The 18,692-nt window shown below is 70.5% G+C and carries 12 protein-coding genes and 1 rRNA gene; 11 read left to right on the top strand and 2 right to left on the bottom strand.

What is annotated here, in order from left to right; all coding sequences use genetic code 11:
* The first annotated feature begins 5 nt into the window (after window positions 1-5).
* From DDP54_RS12510 to DDP54_RS12495, 4 genes are all read left to right on the top strand, one after another.
* Entirely contained in the window at window positions 6-1,664 is a 1,659-nt protein-coding gene (locus tag DDP54_RS12510) for an FAD-binding dehydrogenase (protein WP_109132012.1), read from the top strand.
* 275 nt (window positions 1,665-1,939) lie between these two features.
* Window positions 1,940-3,913, top strand: coding sequence for an alpha-1,4-glucan--maltose-1-phosphate maltosyltransferase (locus DDP54_RS12505; RefSeq protein ID WP_242448466.1), 1,974 nt, complete (start codon window positions 1,940-1,942; stop codon window positions 3,911-3,913).
* Complete coding sequence (gene treS / locus DDP54_RS12500) at window positions 3,910-5,724, top strand: maltose alpha-D-glucosyltransferase (protein ID WP_109132010.1); 1,815 nt, start codon at window positions 3,910-3,912, stop codon at window positions 5,722-5,724. Before DDP54_RS12505 ends, treS begins: the two co-directional genes overlap by 4 nt.
* 26 nt (window positions 5,725-5,750) lie before the next feature.
* The gene (locus DDP54_RS12495) at window positions 5,751-7,205 is read left to right on the top strand and encodes a phosphotransferase (RefSeq protein WP_109132009.1); all 1,455 of its coding nucleotides are present in this window, start codon (window positions 5,751-5,753) and stop codon (window positions 7,203-7,205) included.
* On the opposite strand, the gene DDP54_RS12490 is transcribed toward DDP54_RS12495, so the two are convergent.
* The gene (locus DDP54_RS12490; protein WP_242448388.1) at window positions 7,169-8,440 is read right to left on the bottom strand and encodes an ROK family transcriptional regulator; all 1,272 of its coding nucleotides are present in this window, start codon (window positions 8,438-8,440) and stop codon (window positions 7,169-7,171) included. The genes DDP54_RS12495 and DDP54_RS12490 overlap by 37 nt on opposite strands.
* 239 nt (window positions 8,441-8,679) lie before the next feature.
* Here DDP54_RS12490 and DDP54_RS12485 point away from each other — a divergent pair, with 239 nt between their 5' ends.
* The 7 genes from DDP54_RS12485 to glgB all read left to right on the top strand — a co-directional run bounded on the left by DDP54_RS12485 (window position 8,680) and on the right by glgB (window position 18,067).
* The gene (locus DDP54_RS12485; RefSeq protein WP_109132007.1) at window positions 8,680-10,044 is read left to right on the top strand and encodes an extracellular solute-binding protein; all 1,365 of its coding nucleotides are present in this window, start codon (window positions 8,680-8,682) and stop codon (window positions 10,042-10,044) included.
* Between the two features lie 186 nt (window positions 10,045-10,230).
* Window positions 10,231-11,070, top strand: a complete 840-nt coding sequence (locus DDP54_RS12480) for a sugar ABC transporter permease (protein WP_347338519.1) — start codon at window positions 10,231-10,233, stop codon at window positions 11,068-11,070.
* Window positions 11,067-11,237: a hypothetical protein gene (locus tag DDP54_RS18925; RefSeq protein ID WP_347338518.1), complete on the top strand. Its 171-nt coding sequence runs from the start codon at window positions 11,067-11,069 to the stop codon at window positions 11,235-11,237. Before DDP54_RS12480 ends, DDP54_RS18925 begins: the two co-directional genes overlap by 4 nt.
* Window positions 11,234-11,887, top strand: coding sequence for a carbohydrate ABC transporter permease (locus tag DDP54_RS12475; RefSeq protein WP_347338517.1), 654 nt, complete (start codon window positions 11,234-11,236; stop codon window positions 11,885-11,887). Before DDP54_RS18925 ends, DDP54_RS12475 begins: the two co-directional genes overlap by 4 nt.
* Window positions 11,888-12,299: 412 nt before the next feature.
* A complete protein-coding gene (locus DDP54_RS12470) occupies window positions 12,300-14,924 on the top strand; it encodes a glycoside hydrolase family 2 TIM barrel-domain containing protein (protein WP_109132005.1) in 2,625 nt (874 codons plus the stop codon).
* 53 nt (window positions 14,925-14,977) lie between these two features.
* A complete protein-coding gene (locus DDP54_RS12465; protein WP_242448387.1) occupies window positions 14,978-15,823 on the top strand; it encodes a substrate-binding domain-containing protein in 846 nt (281 codons plus the stop codon).
* 69 nt (window positions 15,824-15,892) lie between these two features.
* Window positions 15,893-18,067 carry a 1,4-alpha-glucan branching protein GlgB gene (gene glgB, locus DDP54_RS12460; protein ID WP_109132004.1) on the top strand — a complete coding sequence of 725 codons (2,175 nt, stop codon included), beginning with the start codon at window positions 15,893-15,895 and terminating at the stop codon, window positions 18,065-18,067.
* 483 nt (window positions 18,068-18,550) lie between these two features.
* Here the strand turns inward: glgB and rrf are convergent.
* Window positions 18,551-18,667: ribosomal RNA gene (gene rrf, locus DDP54_RS12455) — 5S ribosomal RNA — on the bottom strand.
* Window positions 18,668-18,692 lie beyond the last annotated feature (25 nt).

The raw sequence follows: 18,692 nt of genomic DNA, 5'->3' as shown, positions 1-18,692 counted from the left end.
CCGCCATGACCGACACCGACGTCGTCGTCCTGGGAGCGGGCCTTGCCGGGCTCGTCGCGACCGCCGAGCTCACCGCGGCCGGCCATCGGGTCGTCCTGCTCGACGCCGAGCCCCCCGCGAGCCTCGGCGGCCAGGCCTGGTGGTCCTTCGGCGGCCTCTTCCTCGTCGACTCCCCCGAGCAGCGACGACTCGGCATCAAGGACTCGGCCGAGCTCGCCCTGGCGGACTGGCTCGGCTCGGCCGACTTCGGGGCGGGCGAGGTCGACCGCTGGTCGCGCGCCTGGGCCGAGGGGTTCGTTGACTTCGCGGCCGGCGACCTCCGAGGCTGGCTGCACGCGCAGGGGGTGCGCTGGTTCCCGCTCGTGCAGTGGGCCGAGCGGGGCGGGTACCTCGCGGACGGCCACGGCAACTCCGTGCCGCGCTTCCACGTCACGTGGGGAACCGGACCAGGGCTGCTCGAGCCGTTCGTCCGCCCGCTGCTCTCGGCGCACCGCGACGGCCTGGTCGACGTCCGGTTCCGGCACCGTGCGACCGAGCTGGTGCTGACTGACGGTCGAGTCACGGGGGTGCGCGGCGACGTCCTCGCACGCGACGGTGCCCAGCGCGGCGCGCCCTCCTCACGGGCCGTCGTCGGCGCGTTCGAGGTGTCGGCGCACGCCGTCGTCGTCGCGACCGGCGGCATCGGCGCGAACCACGAGCTCGTGCGGTCGTCCTGGCCCGCCGAGGCCGGCACGCTGCCCGGTCGGATGCTCTCGGGCGTCCCGGACCACGTGGACGGCTCCGGGATCGACCTCGCGCGCGTCGCGGGTGGCGCCGTCGTGCACGCGGACCGCATGTGGCACTACCCCGAGGGCATCACGAACCACTCGCCCGTCTGGAACCGGCACGGCATCCGGATCCTGGCCGGCCCCAGCTCGCTGTGGCTCGACGCGGACGGCGAACGCCTCCCGGTGCCGCTGTTCCCCGGCTTCGACGCGCTCGGGGCGCTGCGGCACCTCACCCGACGCGGCGACGACCACTCGTGGTTCGTCCTCGACAAGACGATCCTGGGCGCCGAGCTCGCGCTGTCGGGCTCGGAGCAGAACCCGGACCTCACGGGCAAGGACCTCCGCCTGCTGCTCCAGCGGGCGCTGCCAGGAGCGGTCGGCCCGGTCGAGGCGTTCGCCGCCCAGTCGCCGGAGTTCCTGTGGGCCGACACGCCAGCCGAGCTCGCCGCGCGCATGAACGCGCTGTCCGGCAGCGACCGCATCGACGGCGCTCGGCTCACGCGCACGATCGAGCTGCGCGACGCACAGGTCGCGACCGGCCTGGGCAAGGACCTCCAGGTCGGCGCGACCGCCATGGCGCGCCGCTACGTCGTCGACCGCCTCATCCGCGTCGCCCCTCCCCACGAGCTGCTCGACCCCAAGCACGGACCTCTGCTCGCCATCCGCCTGTCCGTGCTGACCCGCAAGACGCTCGGTGGGCTGTTGACCGACACCCAGGCGCGCGTGCTGCGCCCGGACGGATCGGTGCTGACCGGCCTGTACGCGGTCGGCGAGGCTGCGGGCTTCGGTGGCGGCGGGGTGCACGGCCACCGCGCTCTCGAGGGGACGTTCCTCGGCGGCTGCCTGTTCTCGGGCCGGACCGCAGGGCGTGCGCTCGCCGCGGACCTGCGCGCGTGAGCCCGTGAGCCCGTGAGCGCGTGACCTCGCAAACCGCGCGAACTGACCGCCCAGGGTAGACACGGCCGACCGATCGGGCCCAGCAGATGACCAGGGGCACGACGTGTGGATAGGTTCGGACCGTGACCACGTCATTCCCTGTGCCGCCCGAGAAGCCTCGTCCCGCACCTCCCACGCTCGCCGCGGCCAGGGACGACGCGGCACCCGCCGTGGCCACCGCCCCCGAGGCCGGGCAGGGTCGCCGCAAAGCCGCCTTCGGGCCGGTCGGACCGCGGATCGGTCGCATCCCCGTGGTCGACGTCTCGCCGGTCGTGGAGGCCGGTCGCTGGCCCGCGAAGGCCGTCGTCGGGGAGGCCGTCCCCGTGCGCGCCACCGTGTTCCGCGAGGGCCATGACGCGGTCGGCGCGACGGCCGTCCTGGTCGGCCCCGACGGGGTCGACCGCTCGAGCGCACGCATGGTCGACGTCGCGCCCGGCCTCGACCGGCTGGAGGCCCGGCTCGTGCCCGACGCCCCCGGCGCCTGGGGCCTGCGCGTCGAGGGCTGGTCCGACCCCTACGGGACCTGGAGCCACGACGCGAAGATCAAGGTCCCCGCGGGGATCGATGTCGAGCTGATGCTCACCGAGGGCGCCCTGCTGCTCGAGCGCGCCGCAGCGGACGCACCGGCCGACGACGCGACAGTGCTCACCGACGCGGCCCGCGCGCTGCGCGACGTCTCGCGACCGCACGAGGTACGGCTCGCCGCCGCGCTCTCGACGCCTGTCCGGTCCGCCCTCGACGCCCACCCGGTGCGCGACCTGGTGAGCGCGTCCTCGACCTACCCGCTCGTCGTCGACCGTCCGCTCGCTCTCGCGGGTGCCTGGTACGAGATGTTCCCCCGGTCCGTGGGCGCCCGGCACGACCCGTCGACGGGCACGTGGACGTCCGGCACCCTGGCCACCGCTGCGCTCGACCTGCCGCGCATCGCCGGGCTCGGGTTCGACGTCGTCTACCTCACGCCGATCCATCCGATCGGGACGACCTATCGCAAGGGCCGCAACAACTCGTTGGACGCGGTGCCCGGTGACCCCGGCTCGCCCTACGCGATCGGTTCGCCGGACGGCGGGCATGACGCGATCGAGCCGTCGTTGGGCACGTTCGACGACTTCGACGCCTTCGTCGCCGAGGCCCGACGGCTGGACCTCGAGATCGCGCTCGACCTCGCGCTGCAGTGCTCGCCGGACCACCCCTGGGTCACGAGCCACCCCGAGTGGTTCACGACCCGCGCGGACGGCACGATCGCCTACGCCGAGAACCCCCCGAAGAAGTACCAGGACATCTACCCCCTGAACTTCGACAACGACCCCGAGGGCATCTACGCGGAGATCCGGCGGGTCCTGCAGGTCTGGATCGACCACGGCGTCACGGCGTTCCGCGTCGACAACCCGCACACCAAGCCGCTGCCGTTCTGGGAGCGGCTGCTCGCCGACGTGCGCGCGGCACACCCGGACGTCATCTTCCTGTCCGAGGCGTTCACCCGGCCCGCCATGATGATGGCGCTCGCCCGCATCGGCTTCCACCAGTCGTACACGTACTTCACGTGGCGCACGACGAAGGTCGAGCTCGAGGAGTACCTCAGCGAGGTCTCAGGCGAGCAGGGGTCCTGGCTGCGCCCGAGCTTCTGGCCGACGACGCACGACATCCTCCCGCCGCACCTGCAGAGCGGCGGGGTCGCGGGCTTCGCCGTGCGAGCGGTCCTCGCCGCGCTGGGCGCGCCGACGTGGGGCATCTACTCCGGCTACGAGCTCGTCGAGAACGTGCCGCGACCCGGTGTCGAGGAGCAGATCGACAACGAGAAGTACGAGTTCCGACCGCGCGACTGGTCCCTCGGCGACGACCTCGGCATCGCGACGCTGCTGCAGCGGCTCAACGAGATCCGGCGGGCGCACCCTGCGCTGCGCCAGCTGCGCAACCTCACGGTGCACCCGACCACTGACGACGCGCTGCTGTGCTTCTCGCGCCGCCTGGACGCCGAGCACTCCCCGACGGGCGCCGAGGACGTCGTGGTCGTCGTCGTGAACCTCGACCCGCACGCCGGGCACACCGGTACCGTCCACCTCGACCTCGCCGCCCTGGGCCTCGAACCCGACGCAACGGTCATCGCGCACGACGTGCTGTCCGACGAGACGTACACGTGGGAGTCCGACGTGTTCGTGAGCCTCGACCCCGTCGTGCGCTGTGCGCACGTCGTGCAGATCGGCCCCAGATGAGCCCCGGCACGCAGCCCACCCCGGTGGTGCCGGCGGCCTTCGGCGGAGTCTCGACCGCGACCGGCCAGCTCGCGCTCGCAGCGCTCCCCAAGCACCGTCAGCCCGTCCCACCAGCACACCCGTCGGGCGACCCGTTGCGCCCGGGGCTCTCCGATGACCCGGAGTGGTACCGGTCGGCGGTCTTCTACGAGGTGATGATCCGGTCCTTCTCCGACTCGTCGGGGATCGGCAGCGGCGACCTGCAGGGTCTCATCGCCCGCCTCGACTACCTGCAGTGGCTCGGCATCGACTGCCTCTGGCTGCCGCCGTTCTACCCCTCGCCGCTGCGCGACGGCGGGTACGACGTCTCGGACTACACCTCGATCGCGGGCCAGTACGGGAGCGTCGCCGACTTCACCGAGCTCGTCGCCGCAGCGCACGAGCGCGGCATCCGTGTCGTCGTCGACGTGGTCATGAACCACACGAGCGACGCCCACCCGTGGTTCCAGGCGTCCCGGTCGGACCCGGAGGGGCCGTACGGCGACTTCTACGTGTGGAGCGACGACGCGACCCGCTACGCGGACGCCCGGATCATCTTCGTCGACACCGAGACCTCCAACTGGACGTTCGACGCGGTGCGACGGCAGTACTACTGGCACAGGTTCTTCAACCACCAGCCCGACCTCAACTTCGAGAACCCGCGCGTCGGTGAGGCGATGTTCGACGTCGTGCGGTTCTGGATGCAGCTCGGCGTCGACGGGTTCCGGCTCGACGCGGTGCCGTACCTGTTCGAGGCCGAGGGCACGAACTGCGAGAACCTCCCCGAGACGCACGGGTTCCTTCGCCGCCTCCGGGCGATGATCGACGCCGAGTTCCCGGGCCGCATCATGCTCGCCGAGGCGAACCAGTGGCCTGAGGACGTCGTGCACTACTTCGGCACCGAGGCCGAGCCCGAGTGCCACATGTGCTTCCACTTCCCGGTCATGCCGCGCCTCTACTACGCGGTCCGTGACCAGCGGGCGGCGCCGATCGTCGACATCTTGGCGGACACCCCGCCGATCCCCCGGGGCGCGCAGTGGAGCACGTTCCTGCGCAACCACGACGAGCTGACGCTCGAGATGGTCTCGACCGAGGAACGCGCGTCGATGTACGGCTGGTTCGCGCCCGACTCTCGCATGCGGGCCAACGTCGGGATCCGCCGCCGCCTCGCGACGCTCCTCGACAACTCCCGCAAGGAGCTCGAGCTCCTCCATGCGCTGCTGCTGTCGTTGCCAGGGAGCCCGTGCCTGTACTACGGCGACGAGATCGGCATGGGTGACAACATCTGGCTCGCGGACCGCGACGCCGTCCGCACGCCGATGCAGTGGACCCCCGACCGCAACGCAGGGTTCTCCACGGCGGACCCCGGCAAGCTGTACCTCCCGCTGGTGCAGTCGCTCGTGCACCACTACGGCCACGTCAACGTCGAGGCGCAGCTCGCGCAGCCGACGTCCTTGCTGCACTGGGTCCACGGCATGCTCACGGTGCGGCGTCGTCATCCCGCCCTCGGGCGCGGCGACTTCGAGGTGCTGCCCACGTCCAACGACGCGATCCTCGCGTTCCGGCGGTACACGGCGGACGAGACGATCCTCGTGGTCGCGAACATGGCAGCGACGTCCCGGGCGGCCAGCGTGCGCCTGCCGGGGCACGCGGGCGCCCAGCTGCACGACGTCTTCGGCGGGGCACCGTTCCCACCGGTCGGACCGGACGGCACGATGCAGTTCACGCTGGGGTCGCGCGAGTTCTACTGGCTCGTCGTCGACCCGGCCGCCGCGCCCGCCGGGTCGGTGTGAGCCTGACGGCCGGGAGGTCCGACGCCATGGATGCACGGGCTGTGACGCACGAGCCGCTCGACGACGCGCTGCTGGGTCTGCTGGGCGAGTGGCTGCGCGGCCGACGCTGGTTCCCGGCCAAGGGCGTCGCCGCCGAGCTGACCTGCGTCGGCGGCCTGACGCTGGTCGACCCGCTCGACGAGGCTGACGTCCGGATCGTCCTCGTGCGCACCGCCGCACCCGGTGTCGACACCGTCCTGCAGGTCCCGTTGGTGCTGCGCGCACCCGGCGGGGACCACGCCGAGCAGACGATCGGCACGCTGGGAGCCGACGCGCCGCGGGGCGGGCGTGCCACGTCCACCGCCGCACGGACCGACGTCGTCGACGGAGCCGGCGACCCCGCGTTCCTGCGGTCGTGGCTCGCAGCTGCGGAGGGCCTGGGGGCCGACGTCGACCCCTCCCGCGCCCAGGTGCTCACCGGCGAGCAGTCGAACACCTCGGTGCTCCTGCCCGGATCAGGGCAGGGGGGTTCAGGCTCGGCCATCATCAAGGTGTTCCGCGCCCTGGCCCCGGGAGCCAACCCGGACGTCGACGTGCCTCGCGCGCTCGCGGACGCCGGGTGGGAGAACGTCCCACGACCGCTCGCCTGGCTCGAGGCGACCTGGCCGTCGGGAGCCTCGACCGTCACCGGCCACCTCGGCGTCGTGAGCGCGTTCGTGCCGGGCGCGCGCGACGGGTTCGAGCTGGCCTGCGCGATGGCGGGTCGGGGCGAGCCGTTCGCGGACCTCGCACGCGAGCTCGGCGAGGTTGTCGCCGGGATGCACGACGCGCTCGGACGGGCACTGCCCGTCGCCGCCCCCCAGGCTGGTGCCGACCGCGCGAGCGAGCTGGCCGGAGCACTGCGCCGGCGGTTCGACTGGGCGGTCGCTGCCGTTCCTCAGCTCCGGCGGTACGCGGACCGTGTCGCGGCCCTCGCCGCGGGGACCCAGGCCGTCCGCGAGCCACCCGCACCCCAGCGCGTGCACGGCGACCTCCACCTCGGGCAGGTGCTCCGCGGCCGCGACCGGTGGTACGTGCTGGACTTCGAGGGCGAGCCACTGGCACCGATCGCGGCGCGCACGCGACCGGACCTCGCGCTGCGCGACGTCGCGGGGATGCTGCGGTCGATCGACTACGCGGCGGCGGTCGGAGGCGCGGGCGGTGCGGGCGGCGATGTCGACGATGGCGGCACGGAACGCACGTGGACCCCTGCCGGGGCCGACCTCGCGTGGGCAGAGCAGGCACGGGTCGCGCTGCTCGACGGCTACCTGCACGGCTCACCCGTCGACGGTGGCACCGCGATCCTGCTGCAGGCGCTCGAGCTCGACAAGGCGCTCTACGAGGCGGTGTACGAGGCTCGCAACCGACCCCACTGGCTCGGCATCCCGCTCGCCGCCCTCGACCGCCTGCTTCCTCAGCCGACTCCTCAGCCGAGCGAGCCCACCACCGAGCCCCGTCCCTGAACCGGTATCGGCTCGGGTCCGAGCTCGGCCTGCAGCCGCGCTCCTGACTGACGCGGGGCGAGCTCGCTCTGGAGCACGAGCGCGGCGGCACCGACGGCGGCCGAGTCCGAGGCGTTCGTGGAGATCGTCACTCGGACGGGGTGGCTCTGCCGTGCGAAGAACGCCGTGCCGAGCAGGTTCTCGACGGCCGGCAGGTACAGCGACCCGGCCAGCGCGAAGGACGGCCCGGTGAGCACGACGAGGTCGAGGTCCATGATGTTCGCGAGCGAGTGCGCCGCGACCGCCAGGTACCGCGCCGAGCGTTGGAGGATCGCGGCCGCGGCGGGCTCCCCGCGCAGGGCGGCCCGCGCGACGGCCGCGAAGCTCTCGGAGACGGGCCGTTCGGCAGGTCCGACGTCGAGCCCCGCGGCCCGCGCCGCGGCCACGACCGCAACGGGTCCGGCCAGGATCTCGACGCAGCCGCGGCTCCCGCACCAGCAGGGCGGTCCGTCGATGTCGACGCAGATGTGCCCGATCTCGCCGGAGTTCGAGCTCGCGCCCCGGTACACCGTCCCGTTGACCAGCACCCCGGCGCCGATGCCCGTCCCCATGTAGAGCGCGGCGAACGCAGACGTCGGCTCGATCCCACCGGCCCAGTACTCGCCGACGGCCGACGCTGTGGCGTCGTTGTCGAGCAGCACGGGCACCCCGACGCCGTCCTCGAGGGCCTCGGCGAGCGGAAACTCCGTCCACGACTCCATGGTCGGGGGCGTCAGCACCATGCCGACGGCCGCCGTGATGGGCCCGGGCGACACGACGCCGAGCCCGAGCACGCGGCTGCGATCGATCCCGGTGCGGGCGATCATGCCGTCGATCTCACGGACGATGCGGGCGACGACCTCCGCGGGGCTGTCCGAACCCGCGCCCGGCTTGCGCCACCGCGTGACGATCGCACCGCCGAGGTTGGAGACCACATACGTGATGCCCGCATGGTCGAGGTGGACGCCGATGGCGAACCGTGCGGTCGGGTCGAGCTGGAGCAGCATGCGGGGCTTGCCGCCCGTCGACTCGGCACGGCCGATCTCCAGGACGAGCCCCTCGTTGATCAGTCGCCGGACGACCGTCGAGATCGTGGCGCCGGTCAGACCGGTGGCGCGCGTCAGCTCGACCCGGCTGATGGTGCCGGCCGCGCGGATGACATCGAGGATCGCCGCTCGACTGCTGGTGTGCGCCATCCCGAGATTGGCACTGGTCACGCACTGCCTCCTCCTCTGCACGCACGACCTGTGCGTGAGTCGCGCACGGCCCGGTGCGTCACGTCCCCAACCTAACGATCTGACGACGACGACGGTGGAGGTCGACACGCGGGATTGACTTACTTTGTTCGGTTGCCTAAGAATGTCACACAGAGCGGGGCGGCCAACGCCACCGCCAGGGCACTGACGCCCGAGTCCCGCCGGCACGTCGAGGTGCCGGGCTGCAGAGAGGATCAACGATGTTCCCTCCCGCACGACGAACGCGACTGCTGACCGTCGCCGCCATCGCTTCACTCATCTCTCTCACCACGGCATGCGCCGGCGGAGGAGACACCTCCTCTGCCGACGCCGCGAGCGCGTCCGGAGGCTCGGGGGCCGCAGCCGCAGCAGCCCCGTCCGGCGACATCACCGTCCTGACGTGGCGGACGGACCTCGTGACCGACGGCACCTTCGACAAGTACAAGGCCGCGTTCGAGGCCAAGTACCCGGAGGTCACGGTCTCCTTCGAGGGGATCACGGACTACGAGGGTGAGGTCAAGACCCGCATGAACACGTCCGACTACGGCGACGTGCTGGCCATCGTGAACACCATCACGCCGGCGCAGATGCCCGACTTCTTCGAGCCGCTCGGCGATGCGGCCGCGATGGAGAAGACCTACCGCTTCCTCACCCCGAAGATCTTCGCGGGCAAGGTCTACGGCATCCCGGTCGTCGGCAACACGCAGGGCATCGTCTACAACAAGAAGGTCTGGGCGGACGCGGGCATCACCGCTGTCCCGACCACGTCCGAGGAGTTCCTCAAGGACCTCCAGGCGATCAAGGACAAGGACCCGTCCGTCGTCCCCCTCTACACGAACTACAAGGACGGCTGGCCCCTGACGCAGTGGGAGTCCCACCGCGGAGAGATCTCGGCCGACCCTGAGTTCGACAACAAGCTGGGCCAGGACGACGCCCCGTGGGCCGAGGGCACCGACCACTTCGTCATCGACTCGCTGCTGTACGACGCCGTGAACCAGAAGCTCACCGAGGCCGACCCGACGACGACGAACTGGGAAGAGTCCAAGAACCTCATCGCGACCGGCAAGGTCTCGGCGATGACGCTCGGCTCGTGGGCCATCTCGCAGATGCAGAAGGCCGCGACCGACGCGGGCAACCCGGCGTCGGACATCGGCTACATGCCGTTCCCCCACCAGAAGGACGGCAAGTTCTACGCAACCGTCGGCGGTGACTACGCCCAGGCCATCAACGTGAACTCCACGCACAAGGAGGCCGCGCGGGCCTGGATCGACTGGTTCAACACCGAGTCCGGGTTCGCGGACGCGCAGGGTGGGCTCTCCCCGCTCATCGACCCCAAGGCGCCGGCCACCCTCGCCGACTTCGAGGCGCTCGGGGTCGAGTACGTGCTGCAGAACCCGGCACCGGCGGGCAAGGAGTCGCTGGTGAACGACATCGACAAGGAGGCCGAGATCGGTCTCTACGCGCCCGAGTTCGTCCAGCGGCTCGTCGACTCCGCTCGCGGAGCCTCAGACGAGACGAAGCAGCAGATCTTCGACGACCTCAACGCCAAGTGGGCTGCTGCCCGGACCACGGTCGACGCCGGCTGACCCAGCCTCCTTCGACCGTACGTCGCACACCGTCGGTGAGTTCATGGAACACGTGGGAGAGTCCGCATGGCTGGAACCTTTGAGACCACCCGGTCGGGGCTGTCGCGACCAGGCCCGGCGGTGACGGGCCCTCCTGCTCCCCTGACGAAGAAGCGAGGGGGGTGGGGCTGGCGAGGGACGCCGTATGTGTTCCTCGCCGCCCCGCTCGTCCTGCTCCTCCTGTTCACCTACTACCCCGTGGTGAACATGTTCTGGTACTCCCTGACGTCCTGGGACGGCCTGGACAAGACGAAGGAGTTCGTGGGCCTCGACAACTACGTGGCGGTCTTCACACGACCCGACATCTTCAAGGTCTTCTTCGTGAGCCTGTTCTACCTGGGCGGGTCGGTCGTGCAGATGGCGCTCGCCCTGTACTTCGCGACGATCCTCAGCTTCAGCACGCGGTTCAAGAGCTTCTTCAAGGGGATCATCTTCTTCCCCTACATGATCAACGGCGTCGCGATCGCCCTGATCTTCGTGTACTTCTTCCAGCCCGGCGGAACCCTCGACTCGCTGCTCGAGCAGCTCGGCGCGGGAGGCCTCGTCCAGCAGTGGCTCGGCAACCCGAGCGTCATCAACGTGTCGCTCGCCGGTACCTCCGTCTGGCGCTACATGGGCCTGAACTTCGTCCTGTTCCTCGGCGCCATCCAGTCGATCCCCGGCCAGCTCTACGAGGCCGCCGAGATCGACGGCGCCAACCGGTGGCAGCAGTTCCGCTTCATCATCGCGCCGGGAATCAAATCGATCATCGGCCTGTCGTTCATCCTCGCGGTCTCGGGGTCGCTCGCGGTCTTCGAGATCCCCTTCATCATGACCGGCGGCGCGAACGGCTCGGAGACCTTCGTCATCAAGACGGTCAAGATGGCCTTCACGCACAACAAGGTCGGGCTCGCGTCGGCCATGGCCGTGGTGCTGCTCGGGATCGTCCTGATCATGACGTGGGTCCAGCGCAAGGTCGTCCCCGAAGAGAAGGTGAACCTGACGTGAGCTACGTCGCCAAGAGCGTCAAGTACGTCACGCTCGTCCTGGCCTCCCTCGTCACGATCCTGCCCATCGTCGTGATCGTGATGGCGTCGTTCAAGACGCACAAGGAGTTCTACGCGTCGAGCCCGCTGAGCCCCCGGCCAGCTGGTTCAACCTCGACAACTACGTGACGGCATTCACCAAGGGCCTCATGCTCCAGGGGTTCGCGAACACAGCCTTCATCCTGCTGTTCTCGATCACCGGGACCATCGTCATCGGCTCGATGGCCGCCTACGCGATCGACCGGTTCGAGTTCCGGTTCAAGAAGACGACAGTCGCCCTGTTCCTGCTCGCCACCCTGGTCCCCGGCGTGACGACCCAGGTCGCGACGTTCCAGGTCGTTCACTCGCTCGGGCTGTACAACACGCGCTGGGCCGCGATCGCACTCTTCATGGGCACCGACATCGTCTCGATCTACATCTTCATCCAGTTCATGCGCGGCATCCCCAAGGAGCTGGACGAGGCGGCGACGCTCGACGGCGCGAACCACTTCACCATCTACCGCCGGATCATCCTGCCGCTGCTCAAGCCGGCGATCGCGACGGTCGTCATCATCAAGGGCATCGGCGTCTACAACGAGTTCTACACGCCGTTCCTCTACATGCCCGCGCGGAACCTCGGGGTCATCTCGACGTCGCTGTTCCGGTTCCGCGGGCCCTTCAGCTCGCAGTGGGAGGTCATCGCGGCGGGCGTCATCATCGTGATCATCCCGACGCTGGTCATCTTCCTGTTCCTGCAGCGCTACATCTACAACGGCTTCACGTCGGGCGCCACGAAGTAGGGGCCTCCCGAGCGGGCCGACACCGCTCACACCCGCGTTGCGCGGACCAGGACCAGGCGCGCAGGGAACCAGACGGGCGCCCGCAGCCCGAGGCTCCCCCATGAGGTCGACGACGACGCTCACGCCCGCGGCCCGCAGGTGGACGATGGTGTCGGCGAGGCTGGGGGCGCTTGCAAGGTCCGGCTCCGACATAGCGGGAGGCGCTCCGTCGACACGTGATTCCTCGCTGGCTCAGCGGTCGCAGGACCGTCCGAGCGCAGTGTTTGACTTACTTTGTTCGCTTGCCTAAGAATTGACCTCACCAGGGTTTCTGCTCGGATGACCGCCCCACCTGGGCGAACGTCGACGGTGCCGCGCGACGTCGCGCGGACGACCACGAGCACCACCCCACGACAGCGGGAGCGGGCCGACGATGATCACGCAGGATCTGCACGACGGCTGGACCCTGCGCGCTGCCGGCGGCCCGGTCCCCGCCGAGATCGCCGCGGCGACCGTCCCCGCCCAGGTGCCGGGGAGCGTCCACACCGACCTGCTCGCGGCCGGGCTGATCCCCGACCCGTACCTCGATCTCAACGAGTCTGCCCTCGCGTGGATGCACCGCGCCGACTGGCGCTACGAGCTGCCCCTGACAGCAACGGCCCCGGCGGGTGACGAGCGCGTGGACCTGGCGTTCGATGGTCTCGACACGGTCGCGACCATCGAGCTCGACGGGGCGGAGGTCGGGCACACCGCCAACCAGCACCGCTCCTACCGCTTCGACGTCCGCGACCTGCTCGGCACGGGCGAGCACACGCTCGCTGTCCACCTCCGCTCGGCGCTCGAGTATGCCGAGGCCGAGCGCGAGCGGCTCGGCAGGCGCCCGTCCGCGTACGAGCACCCCCTCAACATGGTCCGCAAGATGGCCTGCAGCTTCGGCTGGGACTGGGGCCCCGATCTGCAGACCGCAGGCATCTGGAAGGCTGTGCGGCTCGAACGCTGGCGTACGGCCCGCATTGCCCAGGTCCGTCCGCTGGTCACCGTCGACGCGGAGGGGACCGGCCGGGTCGCTGTGCACGTGGACATCGAGCGTGCGGGCCTGGTGGACAACGACGACGTCGCACTCGTCGTGCGCGCATCCCTCGGTGGGTCGGGCGCCGCGTCCGGGGCCGTGCCCGCGCAGGTCGTCATCGCGCAGACCGTCATCGAACCCGGCGCAACCACCGCCGTCGTCCACCTCGAGCTCGCGCACGCCCCGCTGTGGTGGCCGGTCGGGCACGGCGAGCAGCCCCTCGTCGACCTCGACGTGACGATCGACGAGGTCGACGCCGGAGCGGGCGGCGCTCCGCTCGACGAGTGGCACCGTCGCATCGGCTTCCGCACCGTCGAGATCGACACCCGGCCCGACGAGATCGGTGCGCCGTTCACGTTCGTCATCAACGGTCGCCCCATCTTCGCCAAGGGTGCCAACTGGATCCCCGACGACCACCTGCTCACCCGGATCACGCGCGACCGCCTCGCTCGGCGTGTCGACCAGGCGCTCGGCGCGAACCTCAACCTCCTGCGGGTGTGGGGCGGCGGCATCTACGAGACCGACGACTTCTATGACGTCTGCGACGAGAAGGGGATCCTGGTCTGGCAGGACTTCCCGCTCGCCTGCTCGGCCTACCCGGAGGAGGAGCCGCTCTGGAGCGAGCTCGAGGCCGAGGCACGCCAGAACGTCGCGCGGCTGACCCCGCACCCCTCGCTGGTGCTGTGGAACGGCGGCAACGAGAACCTGTGGGGCTTCATGGACTGGGGCTGGCAGGAGAAGCTGGCCGGCGCCACGTGGGGCTACCGCTACTACACCGAGCTGTTCCCGTCCGTCGTCGCGGAGCTGGACCCGACCCGGCCGTACGTCGAGGGCAGCCCGTGCTCCCCCGGCGAGCCGCTCGACGCCGTGCACCCGAACGACCTCGACCACGGCACGCACCACCAGTGGGAGGTGTGGAACCGCGTCGACTACACGGTCTACCGCGACGAGATCCCGCGGTTCTGCTCCGAGTTCGGCTTCCAGGCTCCCCCGACCTGGGCCACCCTCGAGCGCGCGGTCCGCAACCCCGACGGCGCGCCGCTCAGCACGGAGGACCCCGTCTTCCTGCTGCACCAGAAGGCCGAGGACGGCAACGGCAAGCTCGACCGCGGGCTCGCACCGCACCTGGGCGTGCCCACCGACTTCGCCGACTGGCACTGGGCCACCCAGCTCAACCAGGCTCGCGCCGTCGCCTACGCGATCGAGCACTACCGGTCGTGGTGGCCCCGCACGGCCGGAGCCATCGTCTGGCAGCTCAACGACTGCTGGCCGGTGACGTCCTGGTCGGCGGTCGACTCGGACGAACGCCCCAAGCCGCTCTGGTATGCGCTCCGTCACGCCAACGCCGACCGGACGATCACGATCCAGCGCCGCGACGCCCACGACGTGCTCAGCCTCGTCAACGACACCAGCGAGACCTGGCGCGGCACCGTGCACCTGTCGCGTCAGCGCCTCGACGGGACACCGCTCGCGGCGGCCGAGCTGACCGCCCAGGTGGGCGCGCGGTCCGCCGCGACGATCGCCCTGCCCGACGACGTCCGCACGCCCGACGACCCCTCCGGCGAGGTGCTCGTCGCCGAGCTCGACGGCGTCCGGACCTCGCACACCTGGGTCGAGGACGTGGCGCTCCGTCTCGACCCGGACCCGATCGACGCGACCGTGACGCCGTTCGACGACGGCTACCGCGTCGAGGTCCGGGCCAGCTCGCTCGCGCGCGACGTGACCCTCCTGGTCGACCGCCTCGACCCGGATGCGCGCGTCGACGACGCCCTCGTCACCCTGGCTGCCGGAACGAGCGCAACCTTCACGGTCCGCACCACCGCCCGGCTCACCGCAGCCGAGCTCACCGGCCCGTCGGTGCTCCGGTCCGCCAACGACCTCGCCCGATCCCGCACGGCCGCAGGCCCCGACAGCGCGAGGTCGGCGGCATCGGTGCCGGCCCCGACGGTGCAGGTCGCCGCCGAGTTCGGCGGTCCGGTCGCGGGCTGAGGGGGCCGCGCGGTGCCCGGGCCCCCGGTGGCCGCACGGCTAGGCTGGCCGGCGTGACCAGCAGAGCAGATGCCGTCGGGCTCGTCCTCGCGCGCCCGGCGCGGATGCTCGGTCTCGAACCGTTCTTCGGGGAGCTCATCGCCGGCATCGAGGAGACCCTCGCGGGTGAGGGACGCTCCCTGCTCCTGCACGTCGTCCCCGACCACGAGGCCGAGATCCGCGCCTATCGCCGGTGGGGCCAAGGACAGATGGTCGACGCCGTCGTGCTCGTCAACCTTCTGACCGACGACCCTCGGATCGACGTCCTGCGCGAGCTCGCCATCCCGACGGTCGTCCTCGGCGGACCGCGTCGCGACCTGCCATTCTCGAACGTCGGCATCGACAACGCCCAGGCGATGCGCGACGCCCTCTCCCACCTCCTCTCGCTGGGGCACCTCCACCTCGCCCGAGTGAGCGGCCCGCAGACGCTCTTCCACACCCAGGCCCGCACCGAGGCGTTCGTCGCCGAGTGCGAGCGCCATGGCGCCCAGGGCACCGTCATCGAGGGCGACTACTCCGAGGCGTCCGGCACGCGCGCCACCCGCGCCCTCCTCGGCCGGCGGGGAGCGCCCTCGGCGATCATCTACGACAACGACGTCATGGCCCTCGCGGGGCTCGGGGTCGCCTCCGAGATGGGCGTCCCCGTCCCGGAGCGGCTCTCGCTGCTGGCCTGGGACGACTCGGCGCTGTGCCGACTGGCCCACCCACCGTTGTCGGCCATGAGCATCGACGTGCACGCCATGGGGATGCAGGTCGCCGACTGCGTGCTGAACCTGCTCGCCGGCGGGCCGGTCACGTCCCACATGGCTCCGCTCCCGCGACTCATCGCCCGCGGCTCCACGGCTCCCGCAGCGCCGTGACCTGAGGCGTTCGCGGGTTTCCGGTCGCGTCTCGGTGCACCGCGGCACCGTCGGTGGCAGGGTAGGGGAATGACCCGCCACGCGGCCGTTGCCGTCGAACCGCACGATCTCCGCGCCGTCGCCCACGGGACCTCCCACGCACCGCACTCCGTGCTGGGGCCACACGTCGGCGAGTCGTCCGTCACCATCCGCACCCTGCGGCCCCTGGCCGACGCGGTCGTCGTCGTGACGGCGGACCAGCAGGTCGCTGCGACGCACGAGCAGGACGGCATCTGGGTCGCGGTCCTCGCCGTCACCTCAGTTCCCGACTATCGGATCGACGTCACCTACGACAGCCTGACCACGCGTGTCGACGACCCGTACCGATTCCTGCCGACGGTCGGTGAGCTGGACCGCCACCTCGTCCGCGAGGGCCGGCACGAGGAGCTGTGGACCGTCCTCGGCGCGAACACCCACACCTACCCCAGCCCGCTGGGAGACGTCTCGGGGACGGCGTTCGCGGTCTGGGCGCCCAACGCCCGCGCGATCCGCGTCATCGGCGACTTCAACCACTGGCAGGGCTCCACGCACGCGATGCGTTCCCTCGGTGACAGCGGGGTCTGGGAGCTCTTCGTCCCCGGGGTCGGGGCGGGCACGCGCTACAAGTTCGAGATCCTCGGCCGCGACGGCTCCTGGCGCCAGAAGGCGGACCCGCTCGCCAAGGGCACCGAGGTACCGCCCGCGACGGCCTCCGTCGTCGTCGAGTCGCACTTCGCGTGGTCCGACGCCGAGTGGATCGCGACGCGGTCCAGCAGCGACCCGCACACCGGACCCCTGAGCATCTACGAGGTCCACCTCGGGTCGTGGCGTCAGGGCCTGTCCTACCGCGACCTCGCGACCCAGCTCACCGACTACGTCGTCGATCTCGGCTTCACGCACGTCGAGCTCATGCCCGTCTCGGAGCACCCGTTCGGCGGGTCGTGGGGCTACCAGGTCTCCTCGTACTACGCGCCGACGTCTCGGTTCGGCCACCCCGACGACTTCCGTTTCCTCGTCGACACGCTCCACGCGGCGGGCATCGGCGTCCTCCTGGACTGGGTCCCCGCGCACTTCCCCAAGGACGAGTGGGCGCTCGCCAAGTTCGACGGCACGCCGCTCTACGAGCACCCGGACCCCCTGCGCGGCGAGCAGCCCGACTGGGGCACGCTCATCTTCAACTTCGGCCGCGCCGAGGTCCGCAACTTCCTCGTCGCGAACGCGACGTACTGGCTCGAGGAGTTCCACGTCGACGGCCTGCGCGTCGACGCCGTCGCCTCGATGCTCTACCTCGACTACTCGCGCCAGCCCGGCGAGTGGCACCCCAACGTGTTCGGGGGCCGCGAGAACCTCGAGGCGATCGCCTTCATGCAGGAGGCCAACGCGACCGCCTACCGGAGGACCCCCGGCGTGATGATGATCGCCGAGGAGTCCACCGCATTCCCTGGCGTCACGAGCCCGACGGACGTCGGCGGTCTGGGCTACGGCCTCAAGTGGAACATGGGGTGGATGAACGACACGCTCCGCTACGTCGCCGAGGCGCCCATCAACCGCCGCTACCACCACCACGAGGCAACGTTCTCGATGGTCTACGCGTACTCCGAGCGGTTCATCCTGCCGATCAGCCACGACGAGGTCGTCCACGGCAAGGGTTCACTCCTGCGCAAGATGCCCGGCGATGACTGGCAGCAGCTCGCGGGCGTCCGCTCCCTGCTCGCCTACCAGTGGTCCCACCCCGGCAAGCAGCTGCTCTTCATGGGCTGCGAGCTCGGTCAGGGCACCGAGTGGGCCGAGTCCACGAGCCTCGACTGGTACCTCCTCGACCACGAGCCGCACCGAGGCGTCCAGAGCGTCGTGAGGGACCTGAACCGCCTGTACCGCGCGGTCCCCGCCCTCTGGGAGCTCGACCATGACCCGGCAGGCTTCGAGTGGATCGACTCCGGAGACGCCGACCACAACGTGCTCGCGTACCTCCGACACGACTCCAACGGTGGGACCGTCGCGGTCGTCATCAACTTCGCCGGCGTCCCTCACGAGGGCTATCGGCTCGCCCTGCCTCACGGCGGGAGCTGGATCGAGGCGCTCAACACCGATGCGCGCGACTACGGCGGGTCCGGGGTCGGCAACATGGGTGCTGTCCACGCCGATGCCACTCCGCATCACGGACGACCGTTCTCGGCAGTCCTGACCATCCCCCCGTTGAGCGGTCTCTACCTGATCCCCGAATAGGTCCCCGCACTCATCGCCGAGTAGCTCCCCGCGCAATCCCCGCTGGCGCCAGCACGTCCATCCAGGTCGCGCACTACCCACAACCCCGGTCGTGACCGAGGCGATCATCACCAGCGACGAACGCGTGCCATTCTCGGTAACGCCAGTGCCCGGCCGGCTCCCCCATCAGTGGAAACAGCCGCGCCTGCACAGAACTGCGTCAGCCGAGCCATCATCTCCGACGGACCGACGGGCGTGGCGAGCCAAACGCGCGCAACCCTCGTCGCCGACTCGACCGTCACGCAGACTCGACCGTCACGCAGACTCGACCGTCACGCAGACTCGACCAGCGCAAGCTGGCTCGGACGCGCCATCGAGCTCGGCCGAGCGACGACAACGCTGAACGGTGAACGTGAACGGTGAAGTCTGCGCGCAGATGGGCAGTCAGCGGGGTTGAACAAACAGAAAGAGCCACCCCTTGCGGGGTGGCTCTTTCTGAATGATGTCCGGCGGCGACCTACTCTCCCACACCCTGGCGAGTGCAGTACCATCGGCGCTGAGGGGCTTAGCTTCCGGGTTCGGAATGGGACCGGGCGTTTCCCCCTCGCTATGACCGCCGTAACTCTATGGAGATATGAAATCGGGT

The sequence above is a fragment of the Cellulomonas sp. WB94 genome, from assembly GCF_003115775.1.
In the GTDB taxonomy this organism is placed as follows: Bacteria; Actinomycetota; Actinomycetes; order Actinomycetales; family Cellulomonadaceae; genus Cellulomonas_A.
The sequence above is the reverse complement of the archived record's forward strand: the minus strand, read 5'-3'. Positions and strand labels throughout refer to the sequence as shown.